The 21,689-nt window shown below is 72.6% G+C and carries 24 protein-coding genes and 1 tRNA gene; 3 read left to right on the top strand and 22 right to left on the bottom strand.

From position 1 onward, the window contains the following. Window positions 1-169 precede the first annotated feature (169 nt). Window positions 170-931 (top strand): IclR family transcriptional regulator C-terminal domain-containing protein, encoded by a 762-nt coding sequence (locus CGL27_RS19315; protein ID WP_119988842.1) that lies wholly within the window; start codon window positions 170-172, stop codon window positions 929-931. Between the two features lie 124 nt (window positions 932-1,055). Beyond that, window positions 1,056-1,129: transfer RNA gene (locus CGL27_RS19320), tRNA-Lys, on the top strand. Between the two features lie 46 nt (window positions 1,130-1,175). On the opposite strand, the gene CGL27_RS19325 is transcribed toward CGL27_RS19320, so the two are convergent. From CGL27_RS19325 to CGL27_RS19335, 3 genes are read right to left on the bottom strand one after another with little or no spacing between them, the layout of a single operon-like run. Then, window positions 1,176-1,394, bottom strand: a complete 219-nt coding sequence (locus CGL27_RS19325) for a DUF2277 domain-containing protein (protein ID WP_119988845.1) — start codon at window positions 1,392-1,394, stop codon at window positions 1,176-1,178. Between the two features lie 33 nt (window positions 1,395-1,427). Next, window positions 1,428-2,282: an alpha/beta hydrolase gene (locus tag CGL27_RS19330; protein WP_119988847.1), complete on the bottom strand. Its 855-nt coding sequence runs from the start codon at window positions 2,280-2,282 to the stop codon at window positions 1,428-1,430. Window positions 2,283-2,305: 23 nt separating this feature from the next. Next, the gene (locus CGL27_RS19335; protein ID WP_119988850.1) at window positions 2,306-3,124 is read right to left on the bottom strand and encodes a 4'-phosphopantetheinyl transferase superfamily protein; all 819 of its coding nucleotides are present in this window, start codon (window positions 3,122-3,124) and stop codon (window positions 2,306-2,308) included. 277 nt (window positions 3,125-3,401) lie between these two features. On the opposite strand from CGL27_RS19335, the gene CGL27_RS19340 reads away from it, so the two are divergent. Beyond that, complete coding sequence (locus tag CGL27_RS19340; RefSeq protein ID WP_119988852.1) at window positions 3,402-4,313, top strand: alpha/beta fold hydrolase; 912 nt, start codon at window positions 3,402-3,404, stop codon at window positions 4,311-4,313. A 118-nt stretch (window positions 4,314-4,431) separates the two neighbouring features. Here CGL27_RS19340 and CGL27_RS19345 read toward each other — a convergent pair whose 3' ends face one another. From CGL27_RS19345 to CGL27_RS19435, 19 genes are all read right to left on the bottom strand, one after another. Next, window positions 4,432-6,186, bottom strand: coding sequence for a biotin carboxylase N-terminal domain-containing protein (locus tag CGL27_RS19345; protein ID WP_119988855.1), 1,755 nt, complete (start codon window positions 6,184-6,186; stop codon window positions 4,432-4,434). A 54-nt stretch (window positions 6,187-6,240) separates the two neighbouring features. Then, the gene (locus CGL27_RS19350; RefSeq protein WP_119988857.1) at window positions 6,241-7,170 is read right to left on the bottom strand and encodes an alpha/beta fold hydrolase; all 930 of its coding nucleotides are present in this window, start codon (window positions 7,168-7,170) and stop codon (window positions 6,241-6,243) included. A gap of 248 nt (window positions 7,171-7,418) precedes the next feature. Then, a complete protein-coding gene (locus CGL27_RS19355) occupies window positions 7,419-8,174 on the bottom strand; it encodes a DsbA family protein (RefSeq protein WP_240450562.1) in 756 nt (251 codons plus the stop codon). 96 nt (window positions 8,175-8,270) lie between these two features. Then, window positions 8,271-9,056, bottom strand: coding sequence for a 3-oxoacyl-ACP reductase FabG (gene fabG / locus CGL27_RS19360; protein ID WP_119988863.1), 786 nt, complete (start codon window positions 9,054-9,056; stop codon window positions 8,271-8,273). Between the two features lie 33 nt (window positions 9,057-9,089). After that, window positions 9,090-9,686, bottom strand: a complete 597-nt coding sequence (locus CGL27_RS19365) for a beta-hydroxyacyl-ACP dehydratase (RefSeq protein WP_119988866.1) — start codon at window positions 9,684-9,686, stop codon at window positions 9,090-9,092. Further along, window positions 9,683-10,144: a 3-hydroxyacyl-ACP dehydratase gene (locus tag CGL27_RS19370; RefSeq protein WP_014060975.1), complete on the bottom strand. Its 462-nt coding sequence runs from the start codon at window positions 10,142-10,144 to the stop codon at window positions 9,683-9,685. Before CGL27_RS19370 ends, CGL27_RS19365 begins: the two co-directional genes overlap by 4 nt. A gap of 1 nt (window position 10,145) precedes the next feature. After that, complete coding sequence (locus CGL27_RS19375; protein WP_078641642.1) at window positions 10,146-10,400, bottom strand: acyl carrier protein; 255 nt, start codon at window positions 10,398-10,400, stop codon at window positions 10,146-10,148. A gap of 34 nt (window positions 10,401-10,434) precedes the next feature. Beyond that, a complete protein-coding gene (locus CGL27_RS19380) occupies window positions 10,435-11,469 on the bottom strand; it encodes an ACP S-malonyltransferase (RefSeq protein ID WP_119988868.1) in 1,035 nt (344 codons plus the stop codon). Between the two features lie 38 nt (window positions 11,470-11,507). Continuing rightward, on the bottom strand, window positions 11,508-12,779 hold the full coding sequence (locus CGL27_RS19385; RefSeq protein WP_119988871.1) for a beta-ketoacyl synthase N-terminal-like domain-containing protein: 1,272 nt from the start codon (window positions 12,777-12,779) through the stop codon (window positions 11,508-11,510). A 50-nt stretch (window positions 12,780-12,829) separates the two neighbouring features. Next, a complete protein-coding gene (locus CGL27_RS19390; protein ID WP_078641645.1) occupies window positions 12,830-13,225 on the bottom strand; it encodes a hypothetical protein in 396 nt (131 codons plus the stop codon). A gap of 3 nt (window positions 13,226-13,228) precedes the next feature. After that, on the bottom strand, window positions 13,229-13,636 hold the full coding sequence (locus tag CGL27_RS19395) for a DsrE family protein (protein ID WP_119988874.1): 408 nt from the start codon (window positions 13,634-13,636) through the stop codon (window positions 13,229-13,231). Further along, complete coding sequence (locus CGL27_RS19400) at window positions 13,636-13,962, bottom strand: DsrE family protein (RefSeq protein ID WP_014060981.1); 327 nt, start codon at window positions 13,960-13,962, stop codon at window positions 13,636-13,638. Before CGL27_RS19400 ends, CGL27_RS19395 begins: the two co-directional genes overlap by 1 nt. Beyond that, complete coding sequence (locus CGL27_RS19405; protein ID WP_240450563.1) at window positions 13,959-14,798, bottom strand: SDR family oxidoreductase; 840 nt, start codon at window positions 14,796-14,798, stop codon at window positions 13,959-13,961. The genes CGL27_RS19400 and CGL27_RS19405 overlap by 4 nt, the downstream gene beginning before the upstream one ends. Beyond that, the gene (locus CGL27_RS19410; protein WP_119988879.1) at window positions 14,776-15,864 is read right to left on the bottom strand and encodes a beta-ketoacyl synthase N-terminal-like domain-containing protein; all 1,089 of its coding nucleotides are present in this window, start codon (window positions 15,862-15,864) and stop codon (window positions 14,776-14,778) included. The genes CGL27_RS19405 and CGL27_RS19410 overlap by 23 nt, the downstream gene beginning before the upstream one ends. Then, complete coding sequence (locus CGL27_RS19415; RefSeq protein ID WP_119988882.1) at window positions 15,861-17,117, bottom strand: beta-ketoacyl synthase N-terminal-like domain-containing protein; 1,257 nt, start codon at window positions 17,115-17,117, stop codon at window positions 15,861-15,863. Before CGL27_RS19415 ends, CGL27_RS19410 begins: the two co-directional genes overlap by 4 nt. Beyond that, a complete protein-coding gene (locus CGL27_RS19420; RefSeq protein WP_119988885.1) occupies window positions 17,117-18,109 on the bottom strand; it encodes a hypothetical protein in 993 nt (330 codons plus the stop codon). Before CGL27_RS19420 ends, CGL27_RS19415 begins: the two co-directional genes overlap by 1 nt. Further along, on the bottom strand, window positions 18,106-19,296 hold the full coding sequence (locus CGL27_RS19425) for a beta-ketoacyl synthase N-terminal-like domain-containing protein (RefSeq protein ID WP_119988887.1): 1,191 nt from the start codon (window positions 19,294-19,296) through the stop codon (window positions 18,106-18,108). The genes CGL27_RS19420 and CGL27_RS19425 overlap by 4 nt, the downstream gene beginning before the upstream one ends. Next, window positions 19,293-20,438, bottom strand: coding sequence for a beta-ketoacyl synthase N-terminal-like domain-containing protein (locus CGL27_RS19430; protein WP_119988890.1), 1,146 nt, complete (start codon window positions 20,436-20,438; stop codon window positions 19,293-19,295). The genes CGL27_RS19425 and CGL27_RS19430 overlap by 4 nt, the downstream gene beginning before the upstream one ends. Next, complete coding sequence (locus tag CGL27_RS19435) at window positions 20,435-21,676, bottom strand: beta-ketoacyl-[acyl-carrier-protein] synthase family protein (protein WP_014060988.1); 1,242 nt, start codon at window positions 21,674-21,676, stop codon at window positions 20,435-20,437. Before CGL27_RS19435 ends, CGL27_RS19430 begins: the two co-directional genes overlap by 4 nt. Window positions 21,677-21,689: the final 13 nt, after the last annotated feature.

Below are 21,689 nucleotides of genomic sequence, written 5' to 3' on the forward strand. Positions count from 1 at the left end.
ACTGCCCCCGCGACCCATCCGCGGGGGCATGCCTATGTCATATGCCGTAGATATACGCCCCTGCTGGCCGGGGTGCGGCACCTCGGCAATATCCTCAACAGCCGATCCGGATAAGGCCCTTGGCGGTTATCGTGATACAAAGCCACGCCAACCTGCGAGGGGGGAAATCGTGGCGCTCAGGCCCGAGCCGACCGCACCGTTCCACTCGGTGCAGCACGCCCTCCGGATCCTGGAGGTGGTCGCCAAACACTCGTCCGGCGTCAGCGACATCATGATCGCCCGGGAGACCCGGCTGCCGGCCCACCAGCTCGCCGATCTGCTGCTGATGCTGCGCCGCGAAGGTTATGTGGAGCAGATCGCCGACGGCGCCTATGTCGGCGGTGTCTCCCTGACCCTGCTGGGGTCCGCCGGCCCCGGCCACGGCCATGCCGTCCAGGACAAGCTCCAGCGCTCCCTCATCGCACTGCGCGACTCGGTGGGCGCGGCGGTCTATCTCAGCCGCTATGTGGACGGCGAAATCAAGATCACGCAGTATGCGGACGGACCGCGGACGCCCAAGGTCAACGAGTGGGTGGACTTCCGCTCCGCCGCCCATGCGATGGCGCTCGGCAAATGCCTGCTCACCCAGCTCGACCACGACAGCCGCCGCGATCATCTCTCCCGTCACAAGACGGTGCGGCTCACCTCCCGGACCACCACCAACGAAAGGGTGCTGTTCCGCAAGCTGGACAGCCAGCCCGCCACTGTCCCCGTCCTTGACCTGCAGGAATACGCGATCGGCACGGTCTGCGCGGCGGTTCCGGTCAGCGCCGGCCGCTCGGTGGGCTGTCTGGCCCTCTCCCTCCCCCTGGCCCACGCCCACCGGCTGCGCCAGGCCGCGGACGCCCTCAACCGTGAGGCGGCCCCGATGCTGCTCTCCCTCTCCATCTGAGCGCGGATCCCGGCCCCGGCCGCCCCCGGAGGGAGCCCCGCCCGCTCGGAGGGCTCCGCTATGCCCTGGAGAGCGTTGGTCAAAACCACCCTCCCGGACCAGGTAGTATTTACGTCGTCAGCAGGCGCCGCTAGCTCAGTTGGTTAGAGCAGCTGACTCTTAATCAGCGGGTCCGGGGTTCGAGTCCCTGGCGGCGCACAACTGATCAAGCGAATGGCCCGGGTGTTCAAGAACCCCGGGCCATTCAGCGTACTGCCCCGCCTCGCACCTCGAGCGAGTCCAGCAGCTCGCCCGTGGCGGCGGCGATCGCCTCGACGGCCTTGTCGAATGCCTCCGCGTTATGCGCGGCCGGCTGGCGGAAGCCGGAGATCTTGCGGACGTACTGCAGCGCCGCGGCGCGCATATCGTCCTCGGTGACCGCTTCGGCGTACGGCGGGCGGAGTGTCTTGATGGATCTGCACATACTGACGACGGTACGCCGGGGGTCCGACAGTCCCTAGGCCGTGGCGGCGCCGCCGAGGACGAACGAGCGGATCAGGTCGGCCAGCGGCCCCGGCTGGTCCTCGGGGATCAGGGTGTAGCTGTCGGGGATCTCCACCAGGCTGCCGCGGGGAAGCAGACCGGCCAGGCGCAGGCCGTGCTCGGGGGGCATGACGCGGTCCTCGGACGCCCAGGCCACCAGGGCGGGGCGGTCGAAGGTGCGCAGCGCGTCGGCCCAGCGGAGCAGCTCGTCCACCGGTGGCACCCCGAGAAGGTATTTCCGCAGGTCACGGCGGATCTCCGGGGAGGTCCACAGCGGCTGGAACCAGGCGTCCATCACCTTTCGGTCCACCGGGCGCTTGGTCATCCACCCCCAGGTGATCGGAAGCCGCCGCAGGGGCTCCACCTTCAGCAGCTTGAAGGCGGCGTTGAGCCCGCCCGGCAGCTTCGCGGCCATCCGCAGATTCCGGCCGGGCAGCCCCGGCGGGAAGTTCTCGAACGCCTCGCAGGAGGTGATCACCAGTCGGCCGATGCGCTGGGTGCGGCCGTCGGCGATCAGCGCCTGCGCACCGCCCCAGTCGCTCATGGCCAGCGTGACGTCCGTAAGGTCGAGCCGTTCCAGGAACTCGGCGACCAGCCGGGCCACCCCGAGCACCGACAGATCCGCGTCGGGCCGCATCGCGCGGCGGTGTCCGCCCAGGGGGAGGGTGGGGACGACACAGCGGATGCCGGGTCTCAGCGCGGCGACCACATCGCGCCACAGGGAGCCGTTCATGGCGACGCCGTGCAGCAGAACCGCGACGGGCCCCTCGCCTCCCGTGTCCTCGTACTCGACGGTGCCTGCCGAGAGTTCCACCTCGAGATGCGGCATGGCGCCGACTGTACCGGGACCGATCAGCCCAGAGGCAGACCGGCCACGGTGACCACCGGCCGCGCCGGGCCGCCGGGCGCGGCCTCGTCCCGTACGGCCACCGCGGCGTGGTAGCCGGGCGGTGCGTCGATGTCGGCGAAGGCCCAGCCGCTGGGGCCGGAGGGCGCGTCGGAGGGGGCCAGCCCCTCGGCGAGACCGACATGGTGGGCGCTGATCCCGCCCGGCAGCCCGGTGCCGATGCCCTTGAGGTACGCCTCCTTACGGACCCAGCAGCCCAGGAACGCCTCCGCCCGCAGCTCCTCCGGAAGCGCGTCGATCGCCGCCCGCTCCTCCGGGTGCAACTGCCCGATCAGCCCGGTCAGCCGGGTCCCGGTGCGCTCGGGGTCCCGCTCCTCGACATCGGCGCCCACGGGCGCCCCGGCGACGGCGCACAGGGCGGCGTCCCCGGAGTGGGAGAGGGAGAAGTGCAGCGAGTCCTCGTCCGTGAGGGCCGGGCGGCCGTGCGGCTTGTCGCAGTCCGGCATTCCGCAGGTCTCCCGGACGAACTCGACCTCGCCCGGGGCGATGCCGAGATAGCCGCCGAGCAGCGTCCGCAGCCCCACATGCGAGGTCACATAGCGCTCGCGCAGCAGGTCGGTCCGCAGCCTCGCCGCGCGCTCGCGCTCCCGCTCGTCCAGCATGCCCTCCGCGACGGCGGCGGCAGCGGCGGCGGACGGCGGGATCCGCAGCAGCCATACGGCCACCTCACCGGGGCCGGGACGGTCTCCGGGGCCGGGCAGGGCGCCGACCGGGGCCCATCGCCGGGGCTCTCGTGCGGGCTGAACCGGGCTGGTGAAGGACACTGTTCCGCTTCCCCCGTGCTATCGGCCGATGATGCGCTCGCTGTGGACGTACTGACGGTACAGCGGCGCGCGCGGCGCGCCGTGGGCGCCCCGCCGTCCGAACGCGCCGCCACGACCCGTTCCCGCACCCCCAACGCCCTTGCCTCGCGGCGGCGTTGCGAATCACGGACACCCGGTGACTTCGGCCACGTTCACCTCCCGGCCGACGCGGTCACCCGCCCATCCGCACTACGATCGCGCACGTCCGGGCACGAGCGGTGATAGGGGTTTGACGACCATGGCGACGGGATTCCTGGCCAAGGCGGCCTCGGCGGTGACCCTCCCGGTGGCGCCGTTGTACGGCGCCTTCCTCTCGTACATGATCTACCACCCGCCCCGCAGGCCACATCACAAGAAGCCCGCCGACTTGGGGCTGACCAGCACGGATGTCAACGTTCCGCTGAACGGTCAGCGGGGGCGCGGACTGCATGTCTGGCTCATCCCCGGCGACACCGAGCGGGTCGTGGTCCTCGGACACGGCCTGGGGCTGAGCAAGTCCGCGAGCCTGGCGCAGGCGCGGCTGCTCAGCGAGGCCGGCTACACGGTCGCGATGTTCGACCACCGCAACCACGGTAAGAGCGTCGCGGACCGGGCGGGCTGGGGCATGAGCGACCGTCACACCGACGATGTGGTCGCCGTGGTGCGGCATATGCGCTCGATGGACGAGTACGCCACGGCTCGCATCGCGATCTACGGCTTCTCCATCTCGACCTTCCCCTCCTTCTACATGCTCAAGAGGGAGGACTGCCCGGTCGACGCGGTGATCTTCGACAGCGGTCCGGCGCTGGAGCTGGCCCCGCTGTTCCGCAACTTCGTCGCGGCCGGCGGCGTTCCCATCCCCGGCCCGCTGGGCACCGGCCCCTCCCGCGCGGTCGTGGAGACGGTCGCCTCGTCGGCCGCCGTGGCGATGCTGCGGGTGCAGTGGCCGCCGCCGCTCAGGGGCGCGTACGAGCGCACCCCGATGCTCTTTCTGACCGGTGAGCTCGACACCATGATCCCCGCGTCCGGGGTGCGGGCGCTGGCCGAGCGCTATCCGCTGGCCGAGGTGCACACCCTGCCGGACACCGAGCATCTGCAGGGGATCAAGACCCAGCCGGAGACCTACGCGGAGACCGTTCTGGGCTTCCTGGAGCGGACGCTCAAGGACTGAACGCAAGGGCTGAGCGCAAGGGCTGGCCTCAAAGACTGACCTTGAGGACCGGTCTCAAGGACTGAACGTGACGGCGGGCCCCGCTCGGAGCCCGCCGTAAGGCTGCCATGGCGGCGGGTCAGTCCTTGAGTTCGCAGATCACGGCGCCCGCGCTGACCGAGGCGCCGACGTCCGCGTTCAGGCTCTTGACGATGCCGCCGCGGTGGGCGTTGAGGGGCTGTTCCATCTTCATGGCTTCCAGGACGACGATGAGGTCGCCCTCGGCCACGGTGTCGCCCTCGTTGACGGCGACCTTGACGATGGTGCCCTGCATGGGGGAGGCCAGGGCGTCGCCGGAGGCGGCGGAGCCGGACTTCTTGACCGCCTTGCGCTTCGGCTTCTTGGTCCCCGCGGCCTCCCCGGGCGACACCGCCAGGCCGAGGACCGCCGGAAGCGAGATCTCCAGCCGCTTGCCGCCGACCTCGACCACGACCGTCTCACGGGCGGTGGGCTCGTCGGCCTCGTCCATCCCCGTCGGAGCGAAGGGGGTGATGGTGTTGTTGAACTCGGTCTCGATCCAGCGGGTGTGGATCGTGAACGGCTCGCTGGTGAACGCCGGGTCCACCACTACCGCCTGGTGGAACGGGATCGCGGTGGCCATGCCCTCGACCTGGAACTCGGCCAGCGCGCGGGCCGCCCGCTGCAGGGCCTGGGTGCGGGTGGCGCCGGTGACGATCAGCTTGGCCAGCAGCGAGTCCCACGCCGGGCCGATGACGCTGCCGGACTCCACGCCCGCGTCCAGCCGGACACCGGGCCCGGCGGGCGGGACGAAGGAGGTCACCGTGCCGGGGGCGGGCAGGAAGTTGCGGCCCGGGTCCTCGCCGTTGATGCGGAACTCGAAGGAGTGGCCCCGCATCTGCGGGTCGTCGTAGCCGATGGCCTCGCCGTCGGCGATGCGGAACATCTCGCGGACCAGGTCGATGCCGGTGACCTCTTCGGTGACCGGGTGCTCGACCTGGAGACGGGTGTTGACCTCGAGGAAGGAGATGGTGCCGTCGTTGCCGACCAGGAACTCGACGGTGCCGGCGCCCACGTAGCCGGCTTCCTTGAGGATGGCTTTGGAGGCGGCGTAGAGCTGGTCGTTCTGTTCCTGGGTCAGGAAGGGGGCCGGGGCCTCTTCGACCAGCTTCTGGTGGCGGCGCTGGAGGGAGCAGTCACGGGTGGAGACGACCACGACGTTGCCGTGGGTGTCGGCCAGGCACTGGGTCTCCACATGGCGGGGCTTGTCGAGGTAGCGCTCGACGAAGCACTCTCCGCGCCCGAAGGCCGCGACGGCCTCGCGGACGGCGGAGTCGTAGAGCTCGGGGACTTCTTCCATGGTGCGGGCGACCTTCAGGCCGCGGCCGCCGCCGCCGAAGGCGGCTTTGATGGCGATGGGCAGGCCGTGCTGTTCGGCGAAGGCCACGACCTCGTTCGCGCCGGAGACCGGGTCGGGGGTGCCGGCGACCAGGGGGGCGCCGGCGCGCTGGGCGATGTGGCGGGCGGCGACCTTGTCGCCCAGGTCGCGGATGGCGTGCGGTGGGGGGCCGATCCAGGTCAGGCCCGCGTCCAGGACGGCCTGGGCGAATTCGGCGTTCTCGGAGAGGAATCCGTAGCCGGGGTGGATGGCGTCGGCGCCGGATTCGGCGGCCGCGGCCAGGACTTTGGCCTGGTCGAGATAGCTGGCCGCCGGGGTGTCACCGCCCAGCGCATAGGCTTCATCGGCCGCGCGCACATGACATGCGTCCCGGTCCGGATCGGCGTAGACGGCTACGCTCGCGATCCCAGCATCCCGGCAGGCACGGGCAACACGGACAGCGATCTCGCCACGGTTGGCGATGAGCACCTTTTGCATGCTCTCTCTTCCCTCTTCCGAAAAGTTCCGTCCCGAGAGGGACGGTCAAGGTTGCTACCCCAGGGCCCGCTCAAGGAAATCCAGCACCACGCTCGCGTAGCCTTCGGGATCGGTCTCCAGCCCGAGCAGATGCTCGGCTCCCGGCAGGACGTGCGTCTCGGCCTGGGCATAGCGCTCGGCCAGCGCGTCCACCGAGGACGGGGGCACGATCGCATCGTGCTCGCCCGACATGAACAACAGGGGGATCTTGGCGAACTTGCCCGTCGCGGGCGGGGGCCACTCGGCCTGGAGCATCGCCGGGCCCACCGCGCACAGCGTCCGCGCCACCACCGAACGGGCCGGCTCGCCCTTCAGCAGGGCGGGCAGCGGCAGCGCCTCCGCCTCCAGGAACTTGCGCAGCAGCGGCGGGACATCGTGCCCCGGCCCGCTGTCGCACACCAGCGCGTCAAGTTCGAATCCGTCGTGCGTCAGCGCCCACATGGACGAGAAGCACGAGAACGAGAAGCCGTAGAAGGCTATCCGCGCCGTGCCGTACCCCCGCTGGTCGCGCAGATGGGACACCACGGCGGTGACATCGCTCGCGAACCGGTCGCCGAGCCCGAACAGCGCCCGGTCGTCGCTGCTGGCCCCGTGGTTGCGGTGGTCGAACAGGCAGACGGTGTATCCGGCGTCGTGCAGGAACTTGGCGTGGCGGAGGCTGTGGTCCTTCGCCGTGGCCATGCTGTGGCCGAGCACCACCACCTTCTCGGGGGACGCCGGGCACAGCCAGGTGTCCAGGTGCTTCCGCGGCGCGAAGGGCACCTTCAGCTCCGTACAGGGCAGCCCGTGGTCCCGTGGGTGCTCCCGCTGTTCCCGGCGCCGCGGATGGAAGGCCAGATACGCCAGCGTGGCCCCGTACAGCGGGGCGATCGGCAGGGCCGCGGCCGAGAGGGCGCGGGCTCCCAGGGAGGGGGAGCGCGCCGACGTCTGGCGTGGCTCGGGCATCTGCGTCCTCCAGGAGGGGGAGTGTCCGTCGGCGGTCAGGGCGTTCTCGTCTCGGTCGCGGCGGGCAGTGGACGGGCGGTCGGGACGGGCGGTGGACGGCGGTCGGGACGGGCGGTGGACGGCGGTCGGGACGGGCGGTGGACGGCGGTCGGGACGGGCGGTGGACGGCGGTCGGGACGGGCGGTGGACGGCGGTCGGGACGGGCGGTGGACGGGCGACAACGTGTGAACGAGCGGGCGGGCGAAGAGTCAGCCACAGCCTCCGGCATGGCCCGGATCGGCCGACCGGGCGGCGGCGAAGTCGGTGTCCGAGGGCACGGCGGCGGGCGTGTCCCGGGAGCGGGGGCCGGATCGGTCACCGGAGCCCGTGCCCGGCCCGGAGCCGGAGCGGACCGCGTCGACGAAGGCCGGCAGCCGGTCCACGCCCCAGAACTTGTCATAGCCATGGGTGAAGAACGGCACGCCGAACGCCCCGGCGTCGCTGAGCGCGAGCAGGGCCTGGAGTCCACGGCCGCCGCGCAGCTCCTCGTCATCGGCCGCTGCCGCCGCCCGGCCGGCCGGAAGCCCCAGCTCACCGGCGATGGCCGCGATGGTCGTACGGTCGCAGATGTCGCGGCCCTCCTGCCAGCGCGCCCGGTAGACGCGCTCGATGTAGGCGGGGCCGAGCCCCCCGTCCAGCGCCAGGAAGTACGGCAGATGCGGCACCTCCCAGACCGGGTCTTGATCCACCGGCCAGTTGACCGCGAGGCCGCGGTCGGTCGTCAGCCGGCGCACATCCTGGAGGATATAGAGATGCTTCTCCCGGGACATCGCCGTATACGGAAAGTGATGGCTTTGTTCGGCCATACGGCGCTCACCATCCGCGTCCGGTTCCCACCACGGGTGCCATTCCACCGCCTGTGCGACATCCGGATAGCGGTCCATCAGATCACGGTAGGCGATCCAGCTGTACGGGCTGCGGAAATTGAAATAGAAGCGCGGTACTTTGCTGCGCTTGGCTGCCACGTCCGTACCCCCTCGCTCGTCCGTCTCGTGCCTGACGCTCATTGAGCGGCCCTCAACCGGCGAACACCGCTCGAACAAAGGTGCCGGCGGTGCCCGTCAGAGGACGATGCCGCCGTCGACCTGGAACACCGCACCGGTCACATACTCCGCGCCGACCAGGTACGCGACCATGTCGGCGACCTCCTCCGGACGGCCGAAGCGACGCAGCGGGATGCTCTGCTCCGCCTCCTTGCGCACCCGGTCGGAAAGCTCCGCCGTCATATCGGTCTCGACGAAGCCGGGCGCCACCACATTGGCCCGTATGCCGTACCGTCCGACCTCCTTGGCGAGCGACTTGGTGAAGCCGATGATCCCCGCTTTGGAGGCCGCGTAATTGCTCTGGGTCGCATTGCCGTGGACACCGGCGACCGACGAAATGTTGATGACGCATCCGGACTTGCGTTTCATCATTCCGAACACCACGGAACGGCACAGGTGATAAGTGCCGTCCAGGTTGACCTCCAGGACGTCCCGCCACTCCTCGTCCTTCATCAGCAGCAGCGGATTGTCCCGGGTGATCCCGGCGGAGGTGACCGCGACGTCGACCGGGCCGAGCGACTCCTCGGCGAAGGCGACCAGTTCGCGCACCGCGCCCGCGTCGCGGACGTCCGCCTGCCGGCCGATCACCCGTCCGCCGCCGTGCCGCGCCGCCTCCTCCTCCAGCTCATGAGCGGCGTCGGGGCTGGAGTGATGGCAGAACGCCACGTCGAAGCCGTCCCGGGCCAGCCGCAGCACGGTGGACCGGCCTATGCCGCGGGAACCGCCGGAGACCAGCGCGACGCGCGGCGTCGGCTCCTTGTCACCGGATGCGCGGCCCGTGTCGTCGGATATTCGGTCGGACATACGGTGAGGTCCTTCTCCCGGAGGTGGTGTCGGTCAGAGGGGGTCGGGCACAGGGGGGTCGGGCACGGGCGGCGCGGCCACCGGCGGCGCGGCCACCGGCGGGTCGGTCGCGGGCGGGCCGGTCACAGGTGAGGCGGTCAGGGGCGGGGCGGGCACGGGCGGGGCGTCCAGGTCGGAGGCCGGGCGCATGGTCATCGTCAGCCGCCCGACGGTGAGGACGGTCTCCTTCCCGACCAGGCTCTCGCCCTCGAAGACGAAGGTCTCGCCGACCTGGCGGGCCAACCGCACATGATGCTCCACCACATCGCCCGGCACCACCGGGCGGTGGAACTCGGCGTCGGTGATCCCGCCGAGCAGCATCGCCTTGCCCTTGCGTACGTCGGGGTTGGGCCGGTCCCAGGCCACCAGCACCCCGGCCACATGGCACCAGGACTCGATGAGCACCGTCCACGGATAGTGGTAGTCCTCCTCGGACGCGGTGTCCGGCATCCCCTCGTACCAGGGCTCATTGCAGGTGACCGCCTTCAGCCCGCGGGCCCGCTCGCCCGGCACCAGCTCGGTGACCCGGTCGACCAGCAGCATGGGGTAGCGGTGCGGCAGCACCCGCTTGATCTCATCGACACTGATCATCCGGCGTCCGCTCCTCGGCCCTGGCCTCTCCACTCCCCTGCCCCGGCCTCCGCGCCCTGGGCGTCCCGGTTCTCGAAGCGCAGCCTTATCTGCGCGGCGGGTCCGCGCCCGGTGGCCGCCGAAGCCCGGCAGCGCACCGCCCCGTCCTTGCGCGACCAGACGTATTCGCTGGTCAGCTCGTCTCCGGGGTAGACCGGGCTGAGGAAGCGGGAGGACTCGACGGCCGCCAGGACCCAGCGCCCGCCCGGTTCGCGCTCCGGCAGCGTGGCGAGGGCACCGCGCTGGACGTACTCCACGACACATACGCCGGGGAAGATGGCGAACCCCGGGAAGTGCCCGGCGAACACCTTCTCCGACGCGCCGACCACGGCCACGCACCGGGCGGGCCGCTCACCGGGGACGCCGGGGTCCACGACCTCCACGGTGCCGTCGACCGGTCCGCACGCGGCCGCCGTCATCTCACTTCTCCAGCTTCGAGGCGAGCAGGTCGTGCACCTTGCGGAGCGTGGTGATGTCCTTCATCTCCCGCTCCTCCAGCTTCACCGAGTACTTCTTCTCCAGGACGACCATGACCTCGAGGGCCATCAGGGAGTCCACGCCCAGCGTCTTGACGAAGTCGGCGTCGTCGGTGACGTCCTCCTCGTCCACATCGAGCACATCCGCGACGAAGGTGCGCAGTTCGTCCATGTCCAGGGCGGCGATGGCGTCGGCCATGCGGGGGTCTCCTTCCGCTCTCAAAGTGTGAGGCTCAGCGGGGTTCGGGGGTTCCGGGTGTTCCGGAGTTTTCGGGGGCTTCAGGGGTTTCGGGGGTTTCGGGGGTGGTGAGCTTGGCGAGGGCAGCGGCCGACTCGACCGGGACGGTGAGCGCGCCCTTCGCGATCCGGCGGATCATGCCGGTCAGTTGGCGCCCGGGGCCAAGCTCCACGAACCGGGTGCAGCCCAGTTCATCGGCGAGCGTGCGGACGCTCTCCTCCCAGCGCACCGGGCTGGTGAGCTGGTTCAGTTCGAGCTCCCGCCAGCGCTCGCCGCTCGCGTACGGGCGGGCGTCCACGTTGGCGACGACCGGGAGGTGCTCGGGGGCGAACCGCACGGCGGCCAGGGCCTCGCGCACGTCGTCGGCGGCCGAGGCCATCAGCGGGCTGTGGAAGGCTCCGCCGACGGCGAGCCGGATCACCTTGCCCTCGCTCTCGACGGCCAGTTCGGCGAGCCGGTCCACGGCCTCGGCGGTGCCCGAGAGCACGATGGCGCCGGGTGCGTTGACATTGGCGATCCAGACCTGGCCGCCGTCCTCCTGGACCTGGGCGACCAGCGCCTCCACGGTCTCGGGGCCGAGCCGCACCACGGCGGCCATGGTGCCGGGCGACCGCTCGGCGCACGCGCGCATGGCCCGGCCGCGGGCGGCGACGAGGCGGGCGGTGCCGGCGAGCGGCAGGGCCCCGGCGGCGTGCAGCGCGGTGTACTCGCCCAGGCTGTGCCCGGCGCAGGCCACCACCCCGCCCAGCAGCCCGGCCGCCTCCGCCTCGCGGTGGGCGAGCACCTCGGTGGTGAAGACGGCGATCTGGGCGAGATCGGTGCGGCGCAGCGTCTCGTCGTCGGCCTTCAGCAGGAGTTCCTCGACGTCGATACCGGTGTACTCCGATACCTCGGCCACCAGCGCCCAGGAGGCGGTGTCCCGCCACGCCTGGCCCATGCCCGCCTTCTGGGCGCCCTGCCCGGGGAAGACCAGCGCCGTACGGGGCGCCTCTCCGTCGGGGGCGCCGCCCGTCGTCTCTCGGTCCGTCATCTCAACCAGCTCCTTCAGCTCAGGGGGCGACCGGCCCGTCACCGGATCCGCAGCAGGGCCGCGCCGACCACGCCGTCCCGGTCCACGGTGGTGACCAGGGCGGTATCGCCCCTTTTCAGAGGCTCGGTTCGCCTCCGGGGCGCTTCAGTCGCTGTCGACGGTCGACCGTGCTCGGCCCCTTCGTTCCTCAGGGGCCTGCGCGCGCTCTCCCTTTCGACAGCGACGCGCCCCTTCGGCTCACTCGCCGACGAGGCACCCGAAGAGGCACCCGAAGGGTCGCGCTCGGCGAGCGCCAGGACGGCGGCGATCTGGAAGGCCGCCGCCGCGGCGCAGGTGTCCCCGACGGTGTCGGCGGCCGTGATCCGCGGCGGCTCCGCTCCCCCGAGGGCATCGGCGAGGGCGGCGCGCTCGGCCTCCCCCTCGGCGCCGGGGGCGCCGGAGTCGGCGACGGCGCTCAGCTCGCCGGGGGTCACGCCGGTGCGGTCCAGCAGCCGGCCGATCGCCTCGGCGAGCACCGTACGGGCCTGCTTCGCGTCCGCCGCGCAGCCGAACTCCAGGCCCAGGACCTCGGCGAGCCCCTTACGGCCGTGTTCGCGCGCCGAGGCGTCGGGCTCCAGCAGCCACACGGCCGCACCCTCCCCGAGGACGGCGGCGCTGTCCTCGTCGGCCCGGGCGTGCCACTCCAGCCAGGCGCGGGCGGAGGAGAACTCCTCGACCGCCCCGCACAGCACGGCCTGGGCCCGTCCGGCGCGCTGCAGCCGCAGCGCGTACCGGAGGGCGAGCAGTCCGGTGGCGCGGCCGCCCGCGATGGTGGTGTTGGGGCCCCTGAGCCCGTGCCAGATGGCGGACTGACCGGCGGCGCAGTTCATCACGGTGTTGGGGAACCGGGCCGGGTCCACGTAGAAGGGCTTCTTACCCACCAGCGAGTCCCGGGTGAAGTCCATGATGCTCTGGGCGGAGCCGGTGCTGGTGCCGAGCGCCAGGCCGGTCTCCTCGCCCACCCCCGGCAGCCGCTCGGCCTCCTCGTGTTCCCGCTCCCCGGTCAGCAGATGGCGGATCGCGGTGACGGCCAGTCCGGTGGCCCGGTCCATGGAGCGGGTGCCCTTACGGCCGAGGATCTGCCGGATGTGGAAGTCGGGCACGAGGCTCGCCTCGCGGAACGGCACCGACCACTCCTCGGGGTCCAGCGGACGGCCGGCCGCACGGCCGGACCGCAGGGCCGCGGTGAAGTCGGCCCCGCGCAGTCCCAGGGGCGATACGGCGGTCCAGGCCGAGATGACCGGGGCTGCCCCGCCGGGGGCGTTGACCATGGGTTCGGGTACTCCTTCGGTAGAGGCCCGGGGGCCGTGGGAGGGGCGGGTCACAGGAACCACACCTGTTCGTAGGAGGGCCAGCGCGCCGCGAGGTCGTCGCCCTCGATGACGCGTACGCCGGGCAGCAGCCGCTCGGCGGCGGTACGGCCGAGCGCGGCCAGGCCGTCCTCCTCGACCAGCACGGTCACCCCGGCGGCCAGCAGCTTCGCCACGGAGGCCGGTGGATGGGGCAGGGTGTCCAGGGTGTGGTTGCCCAGGCGCAGCGAGGGCCGCGGGCCCGTGTCGAGGGCGTAGCCGACGGCGGGGCCGCGCAGCGCCACATCGCAGCCGCCGCTCTGCCGGTGCAGATCGGGCACGCAGTACAGCACGTCGGCGTACTGGGTCTCGATCGAGCCCCGGTACGCCTTCTCCACGATCACCAGCCAGCGCGCCTGGTCGCCCATGGCTCAGCACACCCCCATGAGCAGGCTCTTGTCCGCCGCGTTCACATGCTCGGCGAAGACGAAGGGGGCCCGCGTGCGCACCTGCGGAATCTGGTCGGCGGCGCCCCGCTCCTCGGCGCAGTAGCGGCACACGTACCAGTACAGCCGGTCGGGGTGATCCTCGATCAGCTCGCGGACGACGCGGGCGGTGGACGGATGCTCGCGCCCCAGGTCCGTGTAGTCGCGCGGTTTTTTCTCGCCGAGGGCCGCGCCGGTCAGCCGGGTGGCGTCGCCGCAAGTCCAGATCTGCACCCGGGCGCCCCGGGCGAGCAGCGCGGACGCCAGCCGCAGCGCCGAGGTGACCAGGTCGGTCTGGTGGGGCGCGCCGAAGAGATTGAGCAGCACATCGGTACGGGGGACGGGCCTGGGCATCAGTGCCACACCGCCCTGACCCGCGGTTCCAGCAGCTTGGCGGCCACGTCGTCCATCTCCACCAGCCGCGCCCGGGGCGTCAGATCGGCGGCGGGCAGGGCGCGCTGAGCGGCGGAGAAGGAGTCCACCCACAGCTCGCCGCCGTCGCCGAGGAACGTCTCGATGCCCGGTGCGGTGCCGGGGACGGCGGCGGTCACGCCGTTCTCGACGAGGAACAGCACCACCTGGTGGCCGTCCCTGGCCAGCCGCGCGGCGTCGCCGAGGAACCGCTCGCAGGCGGGTCCGGTCTGCGGCCCGCCCGTCTCGATCAGCAGATGGGCCGTCATGTCAACAGCTCACCGCCGTCCACGCCGATCACATTGCCGGTGATCCAGGAGGAGTCGGTGCGCGAGAGCAGCGAGACGGCTTCGGCGACGTCCTCGGGACGGGTCAGCCGCCGGTGCGGATTGAGGTCCCGCGCGTGGACGGCGAGCCGGTCGCTGCCGGGGATGCGCTCCATGGACGGGGTCGGGGTCACCCCGGCGCGCAACGCGTTGACGGCGATGCCGGAGGGGGCGAGCTCCAGGGCGAGCTGGCGTACGTGGGACTCCAGGGCGGCCTTGGCCGCGGAGACGGCGCCGTAGTGCGGCATCACCCGGGTGCCCCCGGCGCTGGTCATCGCGTACACCTTGGCGCCCTCGCGCAGCAGCCCCGCGGTGAACAGGTCCTGGGTCCAGTAGACGAGGGAGTGCGCCATCACGTCGAGCGTCATGTTCATCTGGCGGGCGGTCAGGCTGTCCTCGCCCTCCGCGCCGACGTACGGCAGCAGGGTGCCGAAGGCCAGGGAGTGCACCACGATCCGGATGCCCGTACCGCCGGTCAGCTCCTCGAACCGGGGCAGCAGTTCCTCGCGGGTGCGGGCGGAGGCGGCGTTGGCGTTGAAGAAGTGGGCCTCGACGCCTTGGCCGCGCATCTCCTCCCGGGCGACGGCGGCCTTCTTCTGGCCGTCGGTGGTGTCGAAGTGGACGCCCAGGATGTGGACGCCCTCGCGGGCCAGTTCATGGGCGATGGCCAGGCCCATACCGCTGGAGGCGCCCAGGACCAGGCACCAGGAACCTTCGAGTCGGGTGATCATCGGCCGCTCGCCCTCCGTCGTCCGCTCATCGGCTGCTCGCTTCCGCACCGGCGGCCCCGCCCGGGGTGACCAGACAGACCGCGGCGTTCCCCTCGGCCGCCGCGGTGACGACGGCGTGGACATGCCCGGCCGGTGCGCCGAGGGCGGCGGCCACGCGCGCCACCGGCTCCAGGGCGCCCGCTCCCGCCGGGACCCGCTCGGGCTTCCCGGCCGGTGTCCGCCCGCCCGGCGCCTGCTCGTCCAGCACCTTCTCCTCCAGCGCCGCCGCCACGGCCTCGCCGACCGGGGAGCCGTCCAGGACGGCGGTGACGGCCAGCGGTTGGTCCGGCCGGTGGCCGAGGGCGTCCAGCGCGTCCCGCAGCAGCGCCGCGGCCCGCTCGGCCCCCTCGGCGGAGGCGGCCACCCGCGGCGGCAGGAAGAACGAGCGGACGCCCACCCGGCCCAGCGCCGCCGCCCCCCGGCGCCGGGCGGCCGTCCCGGGCTCCAGCACCAGCGCGACGGCTCCGGCCTCCGAGGTCTCCGCCCCCGGTTCGCCCTCGGGCAGCGCCTCCTCGGTGGCCCCGGCCAGCAGCCACCGGGCCCGGCCGGTGGCGAGGGCACGGCGGCCGTTCTGGAGCGCCTCGAGGCCCGCGACCCGGGGGCTGGTGAAGGTGAGGTTGAAGCCCTTGAGATCGTGTTCGGTGGCCAGCCGACTGCCGAAGAGGTTGATGGAGAAGTAGGGCGCGGTGACCGGGGACAGATCCCCGGCCCCGGTGGCGGTCACCGTACGGTCCATCGTGTGGTGCAGGGCGACGGCCGCGCTGTTGGTGCCCACCGCGGCGCCCCGCTCCTCGGGCCCGACCGTCTCCAGGGCGTCCGGGCCCGCCTGTGCCAGCGCGCACTTGGCCGCGGCGAGGAAGTACTGGGAAGCGGCGGGCAGGTACTTGTAGCCGTGCCGGCCGAGCGCCGTACGGAAGTCGAAGCCGTCCGCGCCCACGGTGCCGATGCCCGTCACCACCAGGCCGACGGCCGGTTCGCTGCGCGCCGCCTCCTCGTTCGCTTCTCCGCCCACGCGGCGCGGAGGCGCGGCTTTCGTCGCCATCCGCGGCCCGGCGGCCGCACGTGCGTCGCTCACGCGGCGGCCTCCCCGAAGACGAGCGAGATGTTGTTGCCCCCGAAGGCGTAGGCGTTGACCAGCCCGTAAGCCCCGGTCATGGGCGCGGAGTCGTACGCCAGCGGCACCGAGCACTCCGGGTCCGGCGTACCGACCGGCACATTCGGCGGCAGCGTCTTGTGGTGCAGCACCAGACTGGCGGCCAGCGCGGCGAACGCGCCCGCCGCGCCGCCGGTGTGCCCGATGAGCGCCTTGACGCTGTAGAGCGGGGTCCGGGGGGTCAGCTCGTCCAGCACCCGGCTCTCCACCACGTCGTTGAGCGCGGTGCCGGTGCCGTGCGGGATCACGAACCCCAGCCCGCCGGAGCCCGACTCGGACCCGGACCCGGACCCGGCTCCTGCCCCGGCCCCCGCCTCCCGCAGCGCCACGCGCATCGCGCGCTCGATCTGCTCGCCGGAGGGCTCGGGGGCGGTCGCGTGGTAGGCGTCGCAGCTCCAACCGGCGCCCGCCAGACGGCCGTAGACGGTGCGCGCGCCGCGCGCGCGGGCGTGCGAGGCGGACTCCAGGACGAGCACGGCGGCGCCCTCGCCGAAGACGGTGCCGCGCCGCTCGGCGGCGAACGGACGGCAGCGCTCGGGGTCGATGGCGCCCAGCCGGTTGAAGCAGGCGAGGGCGACCCGGGAGTACGCCTCGGCGCCGCCCGCGATGACCACGTCGGCCTCGCCGGAGCGGATCAGATCGGCGGCCATCGAGAGCGCGTAGCCGCTGGCGGCACACGCGTTGCTGACGCAGGTGTTGACGCCCTGCGCACCGAACCACCCGCCGACCACCGAGGCCAGCGGAAAGGCGGGCGCCCAGCGGCCGGACGCGGGGGCCTCGCCGGTCCACCAGCCCTCGTGCAGATCCGTGTCGCCCATACCGGTGCTGAGGGCGACGGCCACCCGGCGCGGATCGGGCCCGGTGCCCGTGGCATCCGGCCCCGACGGCCCTTCCGGCCCCGGCAGCGCGGCCAGCCCCGCGTCCGCGACCGCCTCGCGCGCCGCCGCGAGCGCGAACTGGGAACCGCGCCCCAGCGGCAGCCCGTCCTGCTCCTCAGGACCGTCCGGAAGGTCGGCCTCCGGCACCAGGTACATCAGCGGATGGTCCATATGCGCGAGCGGATCGGGGACCCGCACCGGCGCGGTGTCCGCCGCGTGCATCCCCCGCCAGAAGGCGTCGACACCCGCGCCCAGCGGGGACAGCGCGCCGAGGCCGGTGACCAGTACGTCGTCCATCAGGTGCCGCTCTGCTCTCCGGCCAGCGCGTCCAGCACCCGCCGGTCGAAGGGGACCAGCCGCCAGTCACTGCGGTTCTCGATCACCGCGTAGCCGTGGGTGATCCGGCCGGTGGCGGTGAGGGTGAGCGCGCCGTCACGGACGACGAAGCAGTCCATCCGGGCGGTGTAGGTGAGGTCCTTGAAGATCTCCTCGACCGTGTAGACGGTGTAGAGGTCCTCCTCCATCACCGCCTCGTCGATGACGCGTACCGAGGACTGGGGGACGACCGGTATCCACCTGCGGTCGTCCAGCAGGGTCTTGATGGAGATGCCGCGGTCCAGGACGAAGCGGTCCTTGGCCTCCTCCAGCAGCCGCAGATAGCCGGACATCTGCAGCCGCTCGGTGAAGTGGCAGTACGGATAGGGGATGTTCCACTTCCAGGCGTAGGCGTTGCGGCCCTCGGTCAGCGAGGCCAGGACGGCGTCCTCGTCGCCGTCCGGCAACGACACCCGGATCCGCGCGAGCTCGCCGGTGGGCCCCTCGGCCCCCAGCCGGTCCACCACGAAGGGCGCGAATTCGGCGGGGGGTTCGGCGGGCTCCGGCAGATAGGCGTCGGCGCGCAGCGAGACCCGCACCTTGGCGGCGACGGCCTTGAGGACCGAGCCGTCGCGCTCCACGCGCAGGGTCACCCGGAAGCCGAGGGTGCGGTCGTCGTCGGCGGTGTCCGGCGTCACCTCGGCCTCGGCCACGTCGTCCATGTGGAAGGCGTGCAGGATGCGGGTCTCCAGGGCGACGATGTCCAGCCCGAGACCGTGCTCCTCGTACAGCCGGCGGGCGGGCGCCCCGGAGTCCGCGAAGTGCACCAGCACGGCTTCCTCGACAAGGTAGTTGACGTGTTTGAAGCCGATCCAGGTGCAGATGTTCGAGCCCTCGTAGCGCGGGCGCAGCCGGACGGTGGTGGCGTCCGTCAGCAGGGCTTTGGTCGACATCGGCGGGGCGGCGGCGGTCATCGGGAACACTCCATGGCAGAAAGGGGGGCACGTGGGGGGTGCGGGTGGCACCGGTCGGGCGTGGGGCGCAGCAGCAGTCCGGCCACGGCGTCCGCGGTGTCGTCACCGCTGGTGATCAGCGCCTGGCGGGACGCGGGCACGGGCACTGGACCGGGCGCGGCCCCGGGACCGGCGCCGAAGGCGGTGCCACTCCCGGCTCCCGCGTCCGGCCCGGCATCCCGCCCGGCGGCTTGCGGCCCGGCGCCGGTCTCGGCGTCCGTCCCGGCCTCGGCGCGGGCCAGCCAGCCGATGGCCGCCGCGCACTGCAGCACCCCGAGGGCCCCGGAGGCCCGGCCCACCGCGCTGGTGACGTCGTAGCGCGGCACTGACCGCGGAGGTACGGCGGCTGGCCCGTCGGCCCCGGCGGGCCCCTCGGCGTAACGCTCGGGGGTGAACCAGACGCCGGGCGCGGCGCCGCCCGGCAGCAGGGCCTCCACACAGCCGCCGAGCCCGGCCCGCCGTTCATACGGGCCGAGGGCGGCGGTGGCTCGCGCCCCCCGGGCCTCGGCCCACCGGGCGCCCTCGACCACGAGGGCTGCCGCGCCGTCCAGCAGTTCATCGGCGGGCCGGCCGAGCAGATCCTCGACGACGGCGTTGTGCGTCTCCACGCCGATCACCACCGCGCGCCGGACCCGGCCCGCCGCGACCAGTGTGGCGCCCCAGTGGACGGCGTCCAGGCCGGAGGTCGCCCCGTTGCAGAGCATCAGGTTGGGGCCGCGCAGACCGTGGCGGATGGCGACCCAGGAGGCGATCACATTGCTGGAGGCGTTCGGCAGGCTCATGGGGCTGAGGTCCACAGCCGACCGCTCGGCGATGGCGGCGGCGGTGAGGCAGGCGGTGTCGAGGTTGCCCAGGTTGGAGCTGGCGACCACGCCGACGGTGTCGCCCGGCACCGTCACCTCCTCGCCGTCGGAGGGGATCAGGCGGGCGTTCCGCAGCGCGTCGAGCGCGGCGCACAGCGCCAGCCGGGTGGCCCGGTCCTTGTAGCGGTGGCCGCGGCGGCCGATCCGGGCGGCGGTGTCGAACGGTTCGGCGGCGGGCCCGGTGACGGGGCAGGCGGTGCGGCGCAGCAGCGCGTCGGGGGTGTCGGCACCCGGGAGGGCCAGGCCGACGCCGGTGACGACGACTTCGCCGGGGCCCTGCGTCATCGGCCGGCCCTCTCCACGATGGCGACCGCGTTGACACCGCCGAAGCCGAACGCGTCGATCTGCGCGACCCGCAGATCCCCGCCGTCCCGCGCCTCCTCCCGGACGAACCGGAACGCCTCGGCCTCGGGCAGCGGTTCGACCAGACCCAGGGTGGGCGGCACCCGGCCCGACGCCAGGGACTCCAGCGCGACGATCAGGCTGAGCAGACCGGAGCCGCCCGAGGTGTGGCCGGTCATGGACTTGATGGCGGTCATCAGGGGCCCGCGCACCTCATGGCCGAAGACCTCGGCGATGGCGGCGGCCTCGGCGGCGTCGTTCAGCTGGGTGCCGGTGCCGTGCAGCAGCACCAGATCGATGTCGCCGGGTTTGACGCCCGCCCGCCACTGCGCCTCGTGCACCGCCCGCGCGATACCGCGGGGGTCGGGGGCGGTCACATGGCGCGCGTCGCAGTTCATGCTGACGGCGCGCACCCGGCCGAGCGCGCCGGTCCCCGCGCCGGGCTCCTCCCGGCGCAGCACCACGGCCGCCGCGCCGTCGCCCATCAGCACCCCGCGACGATCCCGGTCGAACGGCCGGACGCGGTCGGGGGGTTCGCCGTTGACCCGGTCCAGCAGCCCGTACATCGACTCGGTGAGGGTGTCCACACCGGCCACCACCACGGTCTCCTCGGCCCCCGTGGTCAGCAGGTCGGCGGCGAGTGCGAGCGCGTAGAGGGAGGCCGAGCAGGCCCCGGAGAAGGTGTGGGTGCGGACCGCGCTGAAACGTGTCCGCAGTGCGGTGCCGAAGTGCAGCCGGCCGATGTCGAAGGGCGCGCCGTCGCGCCAGGCGAGTTCGGCGGAGCGCAGTTCCCGCAGCCCGGTGCCGACGAGGACGGGCACCTCGCTCAGGTCCTCGCCGAGTCCGGCCTGGGCCGCGGCCTCGCCGACCGCGCGCAGCAGCCAGTCGGTGGCGCGGCCGGGGAGGTCGGCGCCGGGCGCGGGGCGGTCGTCGATCTCGTAGGCGTGGCGGGTCCGGTACCGCTCCGGGTCGAAGCCGCGCAGTTCGCCGAGTCCGCTGATGCCGGAGCACAGAGCCTGGAAGACCTCGTCGACGCCCTCGCCCACGCTCGCCACGGCCCCGGCGCCGGTCACCAGCTGACTCATGACCAGTCCGCTCGACTCTTGCCGAAGATGACGACGGCGTTGTTGCCGCCGAAGGCCAGGCCGTTGTTCTGGACCACCTTCAGATCGGCGTCCACGGCCTGGTTGGGCACACAGTCCAGACCGCATTCCGGGTCGGTCTCTTGGTGGTTGATGGTCGGCGGGATGAAGCCCTCGGTGAGCGCGAGGGCGCAGGCGATCGAGGCCAGCGCCCCGGCGGCGCCCATGGAATGGCCGATCATCGACTTGATGGAGACCGTTCGCGGCGGGGCGGCGTCCCCGAACACCTGGCGGATGGCGCGGGCCTCGGTGATGTCGTTGGCCTTGGTGCCGGTGCCGTGCGCGGAGATGAAGTCGACCTCTTCCGGCTTGACGTGGGCGTTGTCCAGGGCGAGCCGCATACAGCGGGCCACGCTGTCCTGGTTGGGGGCCACGGGGTGGTCCGCGTCGCAGTTGAGTCCGTAGCCGAGGACCTCGGCGTAGATACGGGCGCCCCGGGCCAGCGCCGACTCCAGGCTCTCCAGCACCAGGATGCCCGCGCCCTCGCCGGTGAGGATGCCCTTGCGGTCCTTGTCGAAGGGCTGGCAGCGCTCGGGGGCGATGGTGCCGAGGCGGTAGAAGCCGGTGAAGGTCTTACGGCACAGGGCGTCGGCCCCGCCGCACAGCGCGAGGTCCACGTCCCCGCCGCGGATGGCGTCGAAGCCGTAGCCGATCGCGTAGTTCCCGGCGGCGCACGCGGTGGGGAGGGTGACCGCCTCGGCGCGGGTGAGCCCGAACTCCTGGGCGATCGCGCTCGAAAGACGTCCGGCGGGCACCCGCCGGGCGACCGTGGGATCCATCCGCTCGGGCCCCAGGTCCACTTCCTCCTCGACCAAATGGTCCAGGTCCCTGGACTCGCCGTCGGTCGTGCCGACCGAAATCAGACAGGGGATGTCGCGCAACGCGCTCTCCGACTCGGCGAATCCGGCGTCGGCCACCGCCATACGGGCCGCCGCGACCGAGAACCGGCTCGCCCGGCCCAGGGTCCGGACATCGAGATTTCGAATCCACCGGTCCGGCTCGAAATCCTTGACCTCACACGCCGTAGAGCGGTCGAAGCCCTCCGTGTCGAACGCGGTGATGGGACCCGCCGCGCTCTTCCCGGCGCGCAGTCCGGCGAGGAATTCCGCCGCGCCGATGCCGATCCCGGACACCGCACCGAGGCCGGTGACGACGACCCTGCGACCCGGCTCACCACGCATTTCGCCCTGCCTT

It is taken from the genome of Streptomyces sp. 11-1-2, assembly GCF_003595545.1.
Classification (GTDB): domain Bacteria; phylum Actinomycetota; class Actinomycetes; order Streptomycetales; family Streptomycetaceae; genus Streptomyces; species Streptomyces hygroscopicus_B.